The following is a 15,578-nucleotide window of genomic DNA, read 5'->3' on the forward strand; positions in this document are numbered from 1 at the left end:
TTAAAATAGATAAACCCGAGCAATCAAGGGTGGTAATCTACAAAAAAAAGTTTATAATAAAAAAGAATAAATTTCAATGGAGATGAAGCTGTGTGATAGAACGATTAAAAGCTAAGTTGTTTCGTAAGCGGGCCAACTGGGAGCGAAACTTACTAGTCTTGTGGTTTGGTACTTTTATGGCTGGCGTGGGCTTCTCATTGGTGATGCCCTTTATGTCTTTATACATAGACACTTTAGGAACATTTAGTCAACCAGAATTAAATTTTTATAGTGGGATTGCTTTTTCGGCTACTTTTTTAGTGACCGCGATTGTTTCGCCGTGGTGGGGAAAACTTGCAGACCAAAAAGGGCGGAAGGTAATGTTGATTCGCGCTTCTTTGGGAATGGCCGTGGTGATTTCCTTAATGGGCACCGTCAATAATGTTTATCAACTGATTGGCTTGCGTTTTTTGCAAGGCTTTTTTTCCGGTTATATTTCTAATGCAATTGCGCTTTTGGCGACGTGTTCACCGCGGGAAAAAAGTGGACAAGTTTTAGGAACCTTGACGACCGGTCAAGTGACGGGAACTTTATTGGGGCCGTTACTAGGCGGGGTGGTAGCCGCAGCCTTTGGTTACCGCATTACTTTCTTCATTACCGGTGCGATTCTTTTTGTCGTCTTTTTACTCAGCGCCTTTTTAGTGCATGAAGAGTTTCAACCAGTGGCCAAAGAAAAAATGGAACCGGCTAAAACTATTTTTAAAAATTTAGAATATCCTCACGTTATTTTGGGGATGTTCATTACGACGATGATTATTCAAGCGTCTAATACATCCATTAGTCCGATTATTAGTTTGTACGTGCGCCAATTGCTTCACGGTCACGGTAACGTCACCTTAATGAGTGGAATCATCGCGTCGATTCCTGGGATTGCCACCTTAATTGCAGCTCCACGCTTTGGTGCTTTGGGGGATCGGATTGGTACAGAAAGAATTTTAGCAATTGGCTTAATTTCCGCCATTGTCGTCTACATTCCCATGGCTTTTGTGCAAAATGTTTGGCAGCTGGCAGCACTTCGCTTTTTAGTGGGGATTACCGACGCCTGTATGTTGCCAGCAGTGCAAACGTTACTGACCAAGTATTCGCCGCAACACGCCGCCGGACGAATTTTTAGTTACAATCAATCCTTCCAAGCCTCCGGTAACGTGGTCGGTCCCATGATTGGTTCAGCGGTTTCTAGTTCTTTTGGTTACGGCGGTGTTTTTATTTCCACCTCCGTCTTAGTTGTAATTAATTTCATTTGGGTACGCACTAATACCGCCGAAATTAAACAAAAAGAAGCCTTGAAAAAACAAAATGCTTTAAATAGTGCTCCGCTTACATCAACGGTAGAACAAGTGAAAGAAGTTCATCATCACGGATAAAGAAAGGGGGAATTAAGGATGGAAAAGTCCGCAATTATACAACAAATTTTTCAACACCAAACGGTGCGGCAGTTTACGGGGGAAAAAATCTCGCCGCAAGTGGCCCAAGAATTAGTGGCTGCCGGTCAACGAGCCGCTTCTTCGCAAAATATGCAAAGCTTTTCCGTGATTTCCGTCACGGATGAAAAAATATTAGCGGCAATTGCCGAAATTACTGGCTATGATTTTATTTTAAAAAGCGGTTGGTTCTTTGTATTTTTGGCAGATCAGTATCGCAATCAACAAATTATCGCCCAGCTAGGAGGAACCAGCCAAAAGACCTTCGATCGTTTCCTGGCTGGCGTGTATGATGCTACCTTGGCTAGTGAGAATGTCACCTTAGCTGCCGAAAGTTTAGGCTATGGAACGGCATATCTAGGCAGTATTTTAAATGATGCACCTCAAATGATTGAACTGTTACATTTACCGCCTTTAACCATGCCGATTTTTGGTTTAGCGGTGGGGCAACCGGCAGTCAGCTTGGCGACACAAGTCAAACCAAGGGTACCGCAAGAACTTTTACATTTCACTAATGAGTATCCTTCAGTGTTGCCGTTTGCAACGAGTCTAGCAGCTTATGATGAGGAAGTGTTCGCCTATTACCAAGAAAAAGGTTATCCAAAGACAGAAACATTTTCTAAACATCTCCTTAAAGCGGGAACGAATAGCAAAGAAAAAAGGAAAAAATTATTGAGTGTCCTGCGGTCCCAAGGCTTTTTAGCCGATGAACAATAAAAGTCCACAAAAAAACGAGGGAGCCAAGTCTTACGACTTGTTTCTCTCGTTTTTTTTCAGTAAAATTAGAAAACAATTTCGTTTTCTTCTTCAGCGATGATGTGGACAACATTTTGTAAAAAAGTTGCCAAATTACTTTCAGCTTGTGCTAATTTAACTTGACCTGAGCCATCTTTCAGTACATAGTTAAGTTGGTCATCCTCTTCTAAGTAATAGTCTTTCTCGCCTTCGATGTAAAGTGCCTTGGCATCTTGAGGAAACTCAATTTTTTCATCGATAACGGTGATGCCGGAGAGTTTGCCGGTTAAATAATCTTCTAAGTCTTGTACTGATAAATCAGTCATTACTTTCGCCTTCTTTTTTTATTTCGTCTACATTGTAGCACCATTTCAGGGAAGTGGCGCAAGAAATGCTTCTTTGGGGGGAATTTCGTTTGAAGCTTTGGAAAAAAGAAAATTTAATACTCATTGTCGGTGTCTTGCTGTTAGTAGGAGGCAGTGTGCTCTTTTTTATTAAGGATCGTTATCCCGTTTTAGTGAGTGATATGCGCTATCAACATACGTTAAAAGAAGCCTATGATACTTGGGCACGAGTGGCGGTAGTCGATGAAGAGAGTCAAACCATTTTATCAGACATTCAGAGCATCCCCATTGCTAACCAGATTCGTTTAGCTAAAACGAAAACCAATGACGATGAGCGAATTGCCCTGTTAGAAATGGTTTATGAACGCTCATTGCCACGAAAAAATCCGGTGCTTTATACGGACATTTTAAAAAATAAAACCTTAACTACCTATGCACTAAATATTTCTGATGGCCAGAGTTTTAACCGTGCGCAAGCCAAGCTGACTGATAGTAAATATCTAACGAGCTTTGCTGCCATGAAAAAAGTTGTGAAGGAATTAACGGCTGTCTATAATTCAGAACTCTTCGTTAATTTTACCGAGTGTTTTTATTTGTACAATGCAGCCGACACGAATTTTTTTGTCTTTAGTAATAATCAGCAGTATCTCTTGTGTTACACGGGAGAATATTTATATGTGTATCATCGCATTTAGCAGAAAGAAGTTTTGAATGTGGAAATTATTGCAGGAACGCCGCAAGATGCAGCAGAATTAGCCCAAGTGGCGAGTATTATTTGGCACGAGACGTATGTGCCCATCAACGGTTTGGCTCATGTGGAATACATGTTGGCTCAATTTCAGTCGCCGCAAGCTTTTACTAGTCAAATGACCACTGGCGGGTATCGCTACTGGCTTTTAAAAAATCATGATAAAATTGTCGGCTATCTCGGTTATCAAGAAAAGCCAGATGAAATTTTTTTGAGTAAAATTTATTTGCTAAAAGAATATCGCGGACAAGGATTGGCGCAAAAATTATTTGCTTTACTCCCTACCCACCTACCGATTCGTTTGACGGTGAATAAACATAATTTGCAGGCTAAAGCCCGTTACGAAAAGTGGGGCTTTCAAGTGGTGGAGTCAGTGGTGACAGACATCGGTTCCGGCTATGTGATGGATGACTACGTACTAGTAAAGCCCGCGGTAAAATAAAAATAAATGCAAGAAGCAGTGGTAGCAGAGGCCGCTGCTTTTTTTGTGGTCGCAAAGTGCAGAAAAAATTTTTAAAACATTACCGTTGACAAATGTAGACGATAAGCTGTAAGCTAATGATGTTAAAGGAGGGGAGCACGATGGAACAAGAGGGGATTACCAAAGCAGAATGGGAGATTATGCGCGTCATTTGGACCCAACACTCCAGTACTAGCCGTGAAATTGGTGAACTATTAAAAGATAAATTGGCTTGGCAACCGTCTACGGTGAAAACTTTATTAAATCGACTGGTGGAAAAAGATTTTTTACAGACGGAAAAAGTGGGGAAAAGTTTTATTTACACGGCGAAAATTTCCGAAGAAGATTCTACCCAACTCATGAGTCACGAGGTGAGCCAAAAACTTTGCGCCAAAAAAATTCCCCAGTTATTGGCGTATTTGATTGCCGAAAATGATTTAACGTTAGGCGATATTATCAACTTGCAAGAACAATTAGAAAATAAAAAAGCAGAAGCGGTCACTGCGATTGCGTGTAATTGTGTCAAGCGCGGCGATGCCTGTCAGTGTTAGGGGGAATGAAGATGGAAGAACGCTTTAATGTCACAGGCATGAGCTGTGCATCTTGTAGTCAGCGGGTGGAAAAAGTCGCCGGTCAAGTCCCAGGAGTGGTAAAAGCCAGCGTGAATTTAGCGACGGAAATTTTACAAGTGCAAGTGGAAGATTCTTTTGACTTTCCCAAATTGCAACAAGCTGTTCATGAAGCCGGCTATGAGGTTTTAACGCCAGAAAAAAGATTTACTTTTCAAATTAAGGGCATGAGTTGTGCCAGCTGTGCCGCGACGATTGAAAAAGCGGTCGCCAAAATGTCTCAGGTAGAAAATGTTAACGTCAACTTGGCTAGTGAAAAGATGACAGTAGCAGCCCACGCTTTTAGGGATTTTCCACAAGAAGTGGCTGCGGTAGTGCAAGAGGCCGGCTATGTTGCCGTCCCTTTAACGGATAGTAATTGGGTGTTGCCGCAAGTGAATCACGACAAAGAAATGCAGCAACAAAATTTATGGCGGCGCTTCATTGCTTCAGCTATTTTTGCGGTACCTTTGTTTTATATTGCGATGGGGCATATGGTGGGTTTACCTTTACCGCAAGTCCTTGATCCGCATCATGCACCTGTTACTTTTGTCTTGACGCAATTAGTCTTAGTTTTGCCGGTGCTTTACATCGGGCGAACTTTTTTCACCCATGGCTTTAAAGCGCTAGTCAAAGGTCATCCCAATATGGACTCGCTAGTAGCTTTGGGAACTAGCGCCGCGTTTCTTTACAGTTTATATGGAGTGATTATGACTGTAGACGGCAGCCACGAATTTACCATGGACTTGTACTTCGAATCGGCAGCAGTGATTTTAACCTTGATTACCTTAGGAAAATTTTTTGAAGCTCGGGCCAAAGGAAAAACTTCAGAGGCCATCACGCGCTTACTGGATTTAGCACCAAAAACAGCGCGGGTGGTAAAAAATGGCCAAGAGCAAGTGGTAAAAGTTACGGAGTTAATGCCTGGCGACGAAATTCTCGTCAAGCCAGGTGAAAGTATTCCCACCGATGGTCTCGTTGTAGCCGGGAGTAGTGCTGTGGATGAATCTTTAATCACCGGTGAAAGTTTGCCGGTGGAAAAAACAGTTAACAGTCAGGTTGTCGGCGGCAGTTTAAACCAAAAAGGAAGTTTTACTTTCCGGGCCACAGAAGTTGGTGGCGATACGGCCTTAGCTAAAATTATTCAGCTGGTGGAAGAAGCGCAGGGTTCTAAAGCCCCCATTGCCCGCTTAGCTGACGAAATTTCGGCAATTTTTGTGCCGGTGGTGATGGCTTTGGCGATACTAAGTGGTTTAGCTTGGTACTTTTTAGGTCAAGAAAGTTGGGTCTTTGCCTTAACGATTACGATTTCTGTTTTAGTCATTGCCTGTCCTTGTGCCCTAGGTTTAGCTACACCGACAGCGATTATGGTGGGGAGTGGTAAAGGAGCCGAAAATGGGGTCCTCTTTAAAAATGCCACAGCACTAGAGACGACGAATAAAATTGATACCATTGTCTTTGATAAGACGGGCACCTTGACGCAAGGAAAACCGGCAGTCACTGACGTAGTAGCATTTAACGGCGCCACGGAAAAAGAAATTTTACAATTGGCCGCTAGTTTAGAAAAATATTCTGAACATCCTTTAGCTCAAGCAATTTTGCAACAGGCCCACGAGGAACAGGTAGCCTTAAGTACGGTAACTGATTTTGCAGCAATTGCTGGTCGGGGTATCACAGGCCTTTTGGCCGATAAAAAAATTTATTTCGGCAACCAAGCTTTATTCACAGAAGTTGGACTGGATGTGAGTGTAGCAGAAAAGGAGCTCAACCGCTTAAGCCGTCTCGGCAAAACGGCGATGCTTTTAGGAAATCATGAAAAATTTTTAGGGATTGTCGCCGTGAGTGATCCTTTAAAAGCGGAAAGTAAAGAAACCGTCGCCGCTTTACAAAAAGAAAAAGTTGACGTGGTGATGCTGACGGGGGATAATCAAAAAACAGCCCAAGCGATTGCCCAACAATTAGGAATTACCCAAGTGATTGCAGAAGTCTTGCCGCAAGAAAAATCAGCGGTCATTGCCGATTTACAAGCAAAAGGTCACCGGGTTGCCATGGTGGGGGACGGCATTAATGATGCGCCAGCGTTAGCTTTAGCTGATGTAGGGATGGCTATTGGTACCGGTACTGATGTTGCTTTAGAGTCGGCTGATGTCGTCTTAATGCAGGCCAGTTTGACTGGTGTCTTAAAGGCGTTTCGCTTAAGTCGTAAGACAGTGATTAACATTAAAGAAAATCTTTTCTGGGCCTTTATTTATAATATTATCGGCATTCCAGTAGCGATGGGAATTTTACATCTCTTTGGTGGCCCATTGTTAAACCCCATGTTAGCGGGTGCAGCCATGAGTTTTAGTTCTGTTTCGGTATTGCTTAATGCTTTGCGTTTAAAAAAATATAAAATGAATTAGGAGCGTTGATGATGGAAAAAGTTTATGAAGTGCAAGGAATGAAATGCGATGGTTGTGTGGAAAATGTGACGGAACGTTTTCAAAAAGTAGCTGGCGTTACTGCCGTCAAGGTGAGCTTAGCCGATAAAACAGCAACGGTCACCGGCACAGCTAGTAAAGAAGATTTAGCAGCGAGCTTAACGGGTACCCATTTCCAATTAGGATAAAAGCGTAACAAAAATAAAAAGAGGGTCATCTTCTAAAAACTTCTTGGAATTTTCAGAAAAAGTGTGCTACACTTTCTCTCGTAAGTTGAAGAAATTTTTAGGGGATGACTTTTTTGAATCAATCCTTCCACGAGAATCGCGCGGTAGGCTTATTGCTTACTTTTGTCGGCGGGGCAATGGATGCGTATACTTACTTCCATTACGATGCATTCGCTTCGGCACAAACTGGTAATTTAGTTTTAGCTATTATTCAAGGCAGTGAAGGACAATGGGGCAGTGTTTTAATGAAGCTCATGAGTACCTTGTTTTTCTTTGCCGGGTTGTTGTTAGCCAAATTTTTAATTCAGTTTTTCCGTCAGAAGAAAATTCATTACTGGCGCTTGTACGTTTTATTTTATGAGACCTTGATTTTCTTTGTTTTATCTTTACCAAAAATTAATCAGCATCCGGTTTTAGTGACGGTGGTGATTGCTTTTACCGCCTCTATTCAGTGGATTACCTTTGATAAGATTAACGGACTGGCCTACACGAATTTATTTACGACGGGAAATTTAAAAGGCATGGTGACAAATTTTTACGATTATGCGGTGGTGAAAGTGCCTGGGGCTAAAGAAAAATTTTTCCATTTTCTCAGTGTTGTACTAGCCTTTCTTGGAGGCGCGATTGCTTCGGTAGCCTGTTGCCACTGGCTGGACCGTTATGCGTTGTTATTGCCTGCTTTTGTCTTATTATGGTTAGCCTTGTCAGAATCTTATTTCACTTGGCGCTTTTTCAAAGGTGACGGTCAACAATTATTGGAACAAACCGCGGAAAAAAATTAAAAAATTGCGGAGTAGCGCTGTCTGTTAAGTAAGGGCAGGAACTACTCCGCAATTTTTATTTTTCTAGCTTCTTTTGGGTCTCGGCATCTAATTGTGCCCGCAGTTGTTGCAAGAGAGGATCATTAAAAAATTTTTTTCCATAACTTAAATTAAACGCATAAGAAAAGTCTGGAGGATTGCTTCCTTGGTTGTGTTGGATAATTGTTTCAGCTTTGTCTAAAGCTTTAATTAGGTGGGCTTCGGGTGTAGCGTCGTGATTATAGGCTGTGAATAGTTCCAAGTAATGCTTCTGTTGCGCAATAGGTAAAGAAGCGATTAATTCCTGAAAGGCAGCTTCTTCATCTCGGACTTTAACCGTAGCATCAGGCTTTAAATAAGCGGAGATGTCACCAGTGAGACACTCTGCTAAATCGTGAATCAAAGCCATCTCCAGTGCTTTTTGGGGATGAACTTCTGGAAAATAAGGAAGCAGGCAACTAGTGAGTAGCGCTAAACGAAAAGAATGTTCAGCGGTGTCTTCTTGTTGTCCATTACTAAGCCACGCGGTGCGTAGCGTTTTTTTTAAACCTTCACAATTTTTAATAAAGGTTAGAATACCCAATAAATTTTCTTCAGCCATAAGGAACCTCCAACGATTTTGTTAGCTTCACTCTACCGCTTTTTTTCTTTTTTGCCTAGGAAAAATTCTAAGAAGAAGACTTGTTTTTTTACGCGATTCGCTGTAAAGTAAAATGGATTTGAGAGAAGTTCTCAATTAGGAGGGAGCTACATGGCAAAAATTTTAGATTTAAATGATTCCGTCTATACGTTGGTCCAAACTTATCCTGAAGTAAAAGAACATCTCGTTGCTTTAGGTTTTAAAGATATTCAAAATCCTGGCATCTTAAATACGATGGGGCGTTACGTGACAATTCCTAAAGGTGCCCGCATGAAGAAAAAAGATTTAACCGCAATTATTCGTTACTTTGAAGCGCAAGGCTTCACGGTGAAAGGAGCCGACTAATGGATCAAACCTCTTATGCACGTCAAAAGAAAATTGTCGAGATTTTAAAATTATTACATGAAGGTGGCGAGTTTGAAGAAGCCAAACGCCTCTTTAATGAATCTTTCGACGGGGTAGACGTTACCGAAATTACTGCTGCGGAACGAGAATTGATTCAAAGTGGCTTGAACCCTTCAGAAATTCAACGCTTATGTAACGTTCATGCCGCAGTATTTAAAGGTTCCATTACGGATATTCATCGTTCCAACTATGAGCATGAACAACCAGGACATCCCGTGCATACTTTAAAATTGGAAAATCGGGTCATTCAATCTTTAATTGATGATGAACTGCGGGATACTTTTAAAAAAATGGAAAAAGGCGATTGGAGTCAACGGGAACGCCTCTTGACAGCTTTAAAAGATTTACTCCAAATTGATAAGCACTACGCCCGCAAAGAGACGTTAATCTTTTCTTATATGGAACAATATGGCATCTCTGCTCCGCCTAAAGTGATGTGGGGAGTTGATGACCGAGTACGGGAACAAATTAAGGCAGTGATTACTTATCTGTCTTCCCCAAAAGCCGCCATTAATCCACTGCGGGAATTATTGGAAGACGCCTTAACGGAAATCGAAGAGATGATTTTTAAAGAAGAAGAAATCATGATTCCTATGACTTTGGACGTCTTTAGCTTAAAAGATTGGGAAAAAATTGCCCGCGATTCAGCCGACATTGGTTACGCCTTTATTCCAGAACCACTGCCGTATAAAGCCAGTGTAGCTGGTCTAGCTAAAGAAGCGGAACATGAAGCAGAGCGCCAAGAAAAAATTCAACGGGCTAAAATGTCCACAGAAGCGATTCAAGAAAGTTTAACCACCGGCGAAGTTGCCGCACCTGAAAAACATTACGATTGGGAAGAAGCGGTGAATACTGCGGAACAATTAGTTTTTCCCACGGGCTTACTAAAATATCAAGAACTCTTAGCAATTTTCCAAGTGCTCCCGGTGGACTTAACTTTCGTTGACAGTAACGATGTGGTACGTTTCTATTCTGAAGGTAAGCATCGCGTCTTTCCACGGACTAAATCTGTAGTTGGACGGGAAGTCGTCAATTGTCATCCACCAAAGAGTATGCATATCGTGGAAAAAATTCTCACTGACTTTAAAGAAGGAACGCGGGATGTCGCTGACTTCTGGTTTGAAATGCGGGGGAAGAAAATTTATATCCGCTACTTTGCTTTACGGGATGATAATAATCAATATTTAGGTTGTTTAGAAGTGACGCAAGAAATTACCGAAATTCAAGCTTTAGATGGACAAAAACGTTTATTAGACTAAAGAAAAAAGTTGTAGCGCATCCGCTACAACTTTTTTTAACCGGCAAAGCGTGTACCTAAAACATTTTGGGCGTCCATCACCACGACAAAAGCCTGCGGGTCGACAGCATGGACAATTTTTTTCAGGGTCAAGACCTCGTTATCTTCCACGACCACAAAAAGTACGCGTTGGTTTTGGTGACTGAAGCTACCTTCCCCCGTAAAAAACGTACCGTTGCGGGCTAAATCTTTTTCTAATGCACTGGAAATCGCAGTGACTTGTGGCGAAATAATTAAAACTGACTTCCGTGGTTTGGCACCTTCTGAAATGTAGGCGATGGCTTTGGCCCCCACCACGACCGAAATAATTGTTAGACACATTTTTTCAAAGCCAATCACTAAGCCAGAAGGTAAAATCACCATCAGATCAGTGGCTAAAATCACGGCGCTTTTAGAAAGACCGAATTTGACGTTCAAAATTTCGGCAATAATCGTACTCCCAGCCGAAGTCCCGCCCCCTTGATAGATAATGCCAATGCCCGCCCCCATAAAAAGACCCGCTGCTAAGGGCGCCAGAATCGGGGTGATGAAGGTGTAAGGATAGGGCGCCAGAAGACTTAAAAAAAGACTATTACAAAGAATGACAAATAAAGTCTTGAAAAGAATAATTTTTTTTAGAAATTTTAAACCTAGTAAAAAAAGTAAACCGTTCAGGATAAAGCTAGTGACGGCGGTGGGGATATTAAATAAATAATAGCTCATCATGGTGAGCCCCGGCACGCCACCTTCTCCTAGGTGGTTACTAACAGCAAACGTATTGACGGAAATAGCGGTAAGTAGACTGCCTAAAACCAAAAGGCTGTAGGCTTTCACATTTTTCATGAGAACCTTCCTTTTATTTTTTCTTTTTATTCAATTGACCCACTGCTTTTTTAGGCGCTTGAGTGGCGTCTTCATGCACTTTTTTGTCGTACCTTAAAATATCTAGTAAATCGTAAAGGACAAAAGCTACGGCAATAACGATTAAAGCAATGGTGACTATCTTGCTGGGAATAAAATTGAACTGCAGCTGGATTAAAGCTAAGAAATAAATGATTAAGCGTACAGCTGTAAATGTTTTTTTGGACATGATTTTAACTCCTTTAGGGGATTGCGAGAACTCCTTTTATTTTAGCGAATTAAAATATTTTTACAAGGTCTATGAGAAATAACAGAAAGTTTGGCAAAAGAGTAGTAACTCAGCGGGATGTTTGATACAATGTTAAAGGTAAAATAGGACAAAAGGAGATTTTTATTCATGATTGCAGCAAGTGATTTAAAAGCCGGCATGACTTTTTTGCAAGGCGACAAATTGATTAAAGTTTTAGAAGCATCGCACCATAAACCAGGTAAAGGAAATACTGTGATGCGGATGAAATTAAAAGACGTCCGTAACGGTGGGGTAGTAGATACTACTTTCCGTCCTGAAGAAAAATTTGAACAAGCCATGATTGAAACCAAAACAGTACAATATTTGTACTCTATGGACGATACCGCCTACTTCATGGATTTAGAAACATATGAACAATACGAAATTCCCGTTGATGCCGTAGCTAATGAATTGAAATTCGTTTTAGAAAACATGGAAGTAAAAATTCAATTCTTCGGTTCAGAAGTAATCGGTGTACAATTACCATCAACCGTTATCTTGCAAGTAACAGAAACGCAACCTTCCATTAAAGGGGCAACAGTGACCGGTTCTGGTAAACCAGCAACGATGGAAACTGGCTTAGTAGTTAACGTTCCTGACTTTATTTCTACGGGTGAATATTTAGAAATTAATACTGCTGAAGGTACGTATTCTAAACGGGCAACAAAATAATGATCAGTGCTGCCTTCCTTATTTAAGGGAAGGCGGTGTTTTAAAAAAGGAGTCTGACAAAAATTTTGTCAGACTCCTTTTTTCACATAAACGGTGTAACAGCAACTTTTTTTAATCATAATAAACTTCATCGAGAAAGAGACCTTGGGCGGGGACTGTCTCACCGGCTTGGCTGCGGACTTTTTGGTGGAAAACTTCATCGATGATACTGATTTCTTTTGCACCTTGGCCGATAGCTAACAGTGTGCCGACTAAAATTCGCACCATCTTGTGTAAAAAGCCATCGCCAACAAAGGTAAAGTGAAGCAGTGGTCCTTCTTTTGCAATCGTAATGCTTTCAATGGTGCGAATGGTGGATTTTTTCGTTTTCTTTAAGGCTGAGAAACCTTGGAAGTCGTGGGTACCTAATAATTTTTTACAAGCGGCTTCCATCAAGGCCAGGTCAAGTTCTTCTGGCATGTGGTAGCTATAATTTTTTTCAAAAGCTGAAGGAACTTCTTGATTCCAGACGAAGTAACTATATTTTTTACCGGTGGCATTGTAACGAGCGTGAAAACGCTCCGGTACCTCGATTAATTCTTTCACGACAATGTCTTGAGGGAGATAGCGATTCAAAAAAGTGCGCATCGCTGGTAAAGAAAGTTCACTTGTCGTTTTAAAATTAGCAATTTGATTTCTGGCGTGGGTCCCACCATCCGTGCGTCCGGAGCCGTTAATTTCGGTGGATACGCCAGTCATCTGTTTTAAAATATTTTCAATTTTTCCTTGAATCGTTTTATCGGAATCCCCCAGCTTTTGCCAGCCGAGGTAACGGGTACCATCATATTCAATCGTCATTTTAATATTGCGCATCGTCTTGCTCCTTTATTTATGATAAGGTTCGTGGTTGTTAATGCGAAAGCTGCGGTAAATTTGTTCCGTCAAAATTAAACGCATTAATTGGTGAGGATAAGTCATTTTGCCAAAAGAGATGAGGGTATTGGCACGTTTTAAAACAGCAGGACTTAACCCTAACGAGCCGCCAATGACAAAAACAAAGTTGGAGTGTCCTTGAACTGTGAGGCGCTCCAGTTCGGCGGCAAAAGCTTCACTACTGCGTTCCGTTCCTTCAAGAGCTAGGGCAAAGACATAATCCGTGTCACGAATTTTATTTAAAAGGCGTTCCCCTTCTTTTTCTTTTACTTGCTCCATTTGGGCTGGACTTAAATTTTCTGGTGCTTTTTCATCGGGGACTTCAATTATTTCAAATTTAGTGTAGGCGCCTAAGCGTTTGGCGTACTCGTTAATGCCCAAGACGAGATATTTTTCTTTTAGTTTGCCCACGGTTAAGATTTTAATTTGCATGGTTTGACCTCTTCATTTTTCTTTCATCACTACGTCTAACTATAGAGAATAAGTTCAAGAAGATAAAGCAATTTTACAAAAGTTTCTTCATATTTTCTTCAAAGCTCTCCAGTAGACTGTAAATGAATCAAGTGAGATACTTAATTAAAGGATTAAAAGGAGGAAAGGTGTTTAACACCGTCAATTATGGAAAGAAAAGATGTTACACCAAAAGATAAACAAAGTAAGGAACCAAAAAATCCACATGGTAATCGTTTTGTCTCAGGACTTTTAGGTGGTTTAGTCGGCGGGGCCTTATTATTTGGTGCCTTATATTTTACAGTAGGGCTCGGCAATCCTAGCAGTACCGCAGACAATACGGTGACTAGTGGCAATGTGGATTCTGCCGGTAATACGACGGTCAGCAGTATTTCTTATGACGTAAATAGTGATGTAACGGATGCGGTGGCCAAAGTACAAGACGCCGTCGTTTCGGTCATTAATTTACAATCTGCTCAACAAAGCTCAGATCCTTTTGCCGGCATTTTTGGTAACGGCGGGAGTCAAGGTAACGGGAATAATTCCGGTTCCACCGATGATTCCGATTTAGAAGCAGCCAGTGAAGGTAGTGGTGTCATTTATAAAAAAGAAGGCGACTACGCTTACGTGGTGACGAATAATCACGTGGTGGAAGGACAAGATGGTCTGGAAGTTTTACTAGCCGATGGGACAAAAGTTACTGGCGAATTAGTCGGAACTGATTCTTACACCGACCTAGCTGTCATTAAAATTGCCGCGGACAAAGTAACGACGGTGGCTTCTTTTGGTGATTCCGATGCTTTGAAAGTCGGCGAACCGGCTATTGCCATTGGTTCTCCTTTAGGGACGGATTACGCTAACTCAGTAACCCAAGGAATTATTTCTTCTGTTAATCGGGAAATTGATAGCACTAATGAATCCGGCGATGCGGTTTACATTAACGCCATTCAAACGGATGCCGCTATTAATCCTGGTAACTCCGGTGGGGCGTTAGTCAATGTCGCCGGTCAAGTGATTGGGATTAACTCTTCTAAGATTACAGACACTCAAACGTCTAGCTCTAGTGTTGCGGTAGAAGGTTTAGGTTTTGCCATTCCTTCTAATGATGTGGTGACAATTATTAATCAACTAGAAACAAATGGTTCCGTTGAACGGCCAGCTTTAGGCGTTTCGATTACAGATTTGACTAATTTATCCACCGCGCAAAAATCATACATTGGTGTGGCTGATGATTTAACAAGTGGCGTAGTGGTTGCCTCTGTAGAAACTGCTACCCCAGCGGAAAAAGCCGGCATAGAACAATACGATGTGATTGTTAAAGTTGACGATACCGATATCACTAGCACCACTGATTTAACGAAAGTCTTGAAGAGCAAAAAGATTGGCGATACAGTCACCGTAGAATTTTACCGCAAGACAGAGAAAAAATCTGTCAAAGTGGAATTGACTTTAGACTCTAGTGCTTTAACGAGCCAAGCAGAAAGTAACAGTAACCAACAAAATGGTCAAAGTTACTTCGGTGATTAAATAAAAAATCTTAACAGGAAAAAAGCGGAGCGCAGCAGCGTTCCGCTTTTTTTGTGTTAAGACGTTAAAAGCACTGAGCCAAAGTTTGAGCTCAGTGCTTTTAAATTTTAAAGAGTTAAGGCAGTTGCATTTTTAGTTTTTCGTAAGAATAATAATTATCGGCTAAATCATTTTTCAAAAGGTCGTTAGCATCTCCTAAGGCTTCATAGAGGACTAAAGGTGCGCTAGGGTCGGGGATTAATTCTTTTAATTGGTGGAAAAGCTCGGGTTGAGCGCTTAAGCCTTCCACGCAAGTAACGTTAAAGATATTAGCCATGTATTCACCAAAATAATTTTGATAGAAGATGTCGCCGAACGTATATTCAGCACTTTCTAAGCTGCGTAATTTTTCAGCGACGGTAATAATGATTTCGTTGGAGGACACCGGGTCGACTGCGGGTAAGGCATCAACGGCATCTAAAAATTTTCCCGGGGCGATGGCGGCCAGATTATCTTCCACAATGGCTGTGGTAAAAAGCTGAATTAAGCCTACACCTTGACCCATCACTGAAACAATTTCAATTGCGGCTTCATGATAGCGTTGGGTGTCAGAGGGGTAGAGTACTTGTAATTCTTCGGCCCGTTTCACCGTATCCCGCGCAATTTTAATAAATGATGTTGGTTCCTCTTTAATTTTAGCTAAAAAGATTTTGTTTTTTTCTTGTACATAGTGTTTAAATTTTTCTTCTAAGTTCATGGGCGTAC

19 protein-coding genes are annotated in these 15,578 nt (G+C 41.3%); 12 read left to right on the forward strand and 7 right to left on the reverse strand.

Annotation, left to right across the window (positions count from 1 at the left end):
• Positions 1-92 precede the first annotated feature (92 nt).
• Both FFM57_RS00500 and FFM57_RS00505 read left to right on the forward strand, forming a co-directional pair.
• Complete coding sequence (locus FFM57_RS00500) at positions 93-1,403, forward strand: multidrug efflux MFS transporter (protein WP_137598562.1); 1,311 nt, start codon at positions 93-95, stop codon at positions 1,401-1,403.
• A gap of 18 nt (positions 1,404-1,421) precedes the next feature.
• Entirely contained in the window at positions 1,422-2,177 is a 756-nt protein-coding gene (locus FFM57_RS00505; RefSeq protein WP_137598563.1) for a nitroreductase family protein, read from the forward strand.
• Positions 2,178-2,242: 65 nt separating this feature from the next.
• Here FFM57_RS00505 and FFM57_RS00510 read toward each other — a convergent pair whose 3' ends face one another.
• The gene (locus tag FFM57_RS00510) at positions 2,243-2,521 is read right to left on the reverse strand and encodes a hypothetical protein (protein ID WP_137598564.1); all 279 of its coding nucleotides are present in this window, start codon (positions 2,519-2,521) and stop codon (positions 2,243-2,245) included.
• An 89-nt stretch (positions 2,522-2,610) separates the two neighbouring features.
• Between FFM57_RS00510 and FFM57_RS00515 the strand changes: the two genes are divergently transcribed.
• From FFM57_RS00515 to FFM57_RS00540, 6 genes are all read left to right on the forward strand, one after another.
• A complete protein-coding gene (locus FFM57_RS00515; RefSeq protein WP_137598565.1) occupies positions 2,611-3,234 on the forward strand; it encodes a hypothetical protein in 624 nt (207 codons plus the stop codon).
• A gap of 18 nt (positions 3,235-3,252) precedes the next feature.
• Complete coding sequence (locus FFM57_RS00520; RefSeq protein WP_137598566.1) at positions 3,253-3,729, forward strand: GNAT family N-acetyltransferase; 477 nt, start codon at positions 3,253-3,255, stop codon at positions 3,727-3,729.
• Positions 3,730-3,869: 140 nt separating this feature from the next.
• On the forward strand, positions 3,870-4,298 hold the full coding sequence (locus FFM57_RS00525; RefSeq protein WP_137598567.1) for a CopY/TcrY family copper transport repressor: 429 nt from the start codon (positions 3,870-3,872) through the stop codon (positions 4,296-4,298).
• A gap of 5 nt (positions 4,299-4,303) precedes the next feature.
• Positions 4,304-6,757 (forward strand): heavy metal translocating P-type ATPase, encoded by a 2,454-nt coding sequence (locus tag FFM57_RS00530; RefSeq protein WP_371851223.1) that lies wholly within the window; start codon positions 4,304-4,306, stop codon positions 6,755-6,757.
• Positions 6,758-6,768: 11 nt separating this feature from the next.
• A complete protein-coding gene (locus tag FFM57_RS00535; RefSeq protein WP_137598569.1) occupies positions 6,769-6,963 on the forward strand; it encodes a heavy-metal-associated domain-containing protein in 195 nt (64 codons plus the stop codon).
• A 104-nt stretch (positions 6,964-7,067) separates the two neighbouring features.
• Positions 7,068-7,784, forward strand: a complete 717-nt coding sequence (locus FFM57_RS00540; protein WP_371851224.1) for a YoaK family protein — start codon at positions 7,068-7,070, stop codon at positions 7,782-7,784.
• Positions 7,785-7,839: 55 nt separating this feature from the next.
• On the opposite strand, the gene FFM57_RS00545 is transcribed toward FFM57_RS00540, so the two are convergent.
• A complete protein-coding gene (locus FFM57_RS00545; protein WP_137598571.1) occupies positions 7,840-8,403 on the reverse strand; it encodes an HD domain-containing protein in 564 nt (187 codons plus the stop codon).
• 150 nt (positions 8,404-8,553) lie between these two features.
• Here FFM57_RS00545 and FFM57_RS00550 point away from each other — a divergent pair, with 150 nt between their 5' ends.
• Together FFM57_RS00550 and FFM57_RS00555 are read left to right on the forward strand one after the other, a co-directional pair.
• The gene (locus tag FFM57_RS00550; protein WP_137598572.1) at positions 8,554-8,787 is read left to right on the forward strand and encodes a DUF1858 domain-containing protein; all 234 of its coding nucleotides are present in this window, start codon (positions 8,554-8,556) and stop codon (positions 8,785-8,787) included.
• Positions 8,787-10,106: a DUF438 domain-containing protein gene (locus tag FFM57_RS00555; protein WP_137598573.1), complete on the forward strand. Its 1,320-nt coding sequence runs from the start codon at positions 8,787-8,789 to the stop codon at positions 10,104-10,106. The genes FFM57_RS00550 and FFM57_RS00555 overlap by 1 nt, the downstream gene beginning before the upstream one ends.
• A gap of 35 nt (positions 10,107-10,141) precedes the next feature.
• Here the strand turns inward: FFM57_RS00555 and FFM57_RS00560 are convergent, their stop codons facing one another.
• Together FFM57_RS00560 and FFM57_RS00565 are read right to left on the reverse strand one after the other, a co-directional pair.
• On the reverse strand, positions 10,142-10,966 hold the full coding sequence (locus FFM57_RS00560) for a YitT family protein (protein ID WP_137598574.1): 825 nt from the start codon (positions 10,964-10,966) through the stop codon (positions 10,142-10,144).
• Between the two features lie 13 nt (positions 10,967-10,979).
• Positions 10,980-11,213, reverse strand: coding sequence for a hypothetical protein (locus FFM57_RS00565; protein ID WP_137598575.1), 234 nt, complete (start codon positions 11,211-11,213; stop codon positions 10,980-10,982).
• A 168-nt stretch (positions 11,214-11,381) separates the two neighbouring features.
• On the opposite strand from FFM57_RS00565, the gene efp reads away from it, so the two are divergent.
• Positions 11,382-11,945, forward strand: coding sequence for an elongation factor P (efp, locus tag FFM57_RS00570; protein WP_137598576.1), 564 nt, complete (start codon positions 11,382-11,384; stop codon positions 11,943-11,945).
• Between the two features lie 111 nt (positions 11,946-12,056).
• On the opposite strand, the gene truA is transcribed toward efp, so the two are convergent.
• Both truA and rlmH read right to left on the reverse strand, forming a co-directional pair.
• Positions 12,057-12,797, reverse strand: a complete 741-nt coding sequence (gene truA, locus FFM57_RS00575) for a tRNA pseudouridine(38-40) synthase TruA (RefSeq protein WP_137598577.1) — start codon at positions 12,795-12,797, stop codon at positions 12,057-12,059.
• A 12-nt stretch (positions 12,798-12,809) separates the two neighbouring features.
• Entirely contained in the window at positions 12,810-13,289 is a 480-nt protein-coding gene (gene rlmH / locus FFM57_RS00580; RefSeq protein WP_137598578.1) for a 23S rRNA (pseudouridine(1915)-N(3))-methyltransferase RlmH, read from the reverse strand.
• 186 nt (positions 13,290-13,475) lie between these two features.
• Between rlmH and FFM57_RS00585 the strand changes: the two genes are divergently transcribed.
• The gene (locus FFM57_RS00585) at positions 13,476-14,834 is read left to right on the forward strand and encodes a S1C family serine protease (protein WP_137598579.1); all 1,359 of its coding nucleotides are present in this window, start codon (positions 13,476-13,478) and stop codon (positions 14,832-14,834) included.
• A gap of 115 nt (positions 14,835-14,949) precedes the next feature.
• Here the strand turns inward: FFM57_RS00585 and FFM57_RS00590 are convergent, their stop codons facing one another.
• On the reverse strand, positions 14,950-15,570 hold the full coding sequence (locus FFM57_RS00590) for a hypothetical protein (protein WP_137598580.1): 621 nt from the start codon (positions 15,568-15,570) through the stop codon (positions 14,950-14,952).
• Between the last annotated feature and the right edge of the window lie 8 nt (positions 15,571-15,578).

Source organism: Enterococcus nangangensis (assembly GCF_005405245.1).
Classification (GTDB): Bacteria; Bacillota; Bacilli; order Lactobacillales; family Enterococcaceae; genus Enterococcus_J; species Enterococcus_J nangangensis.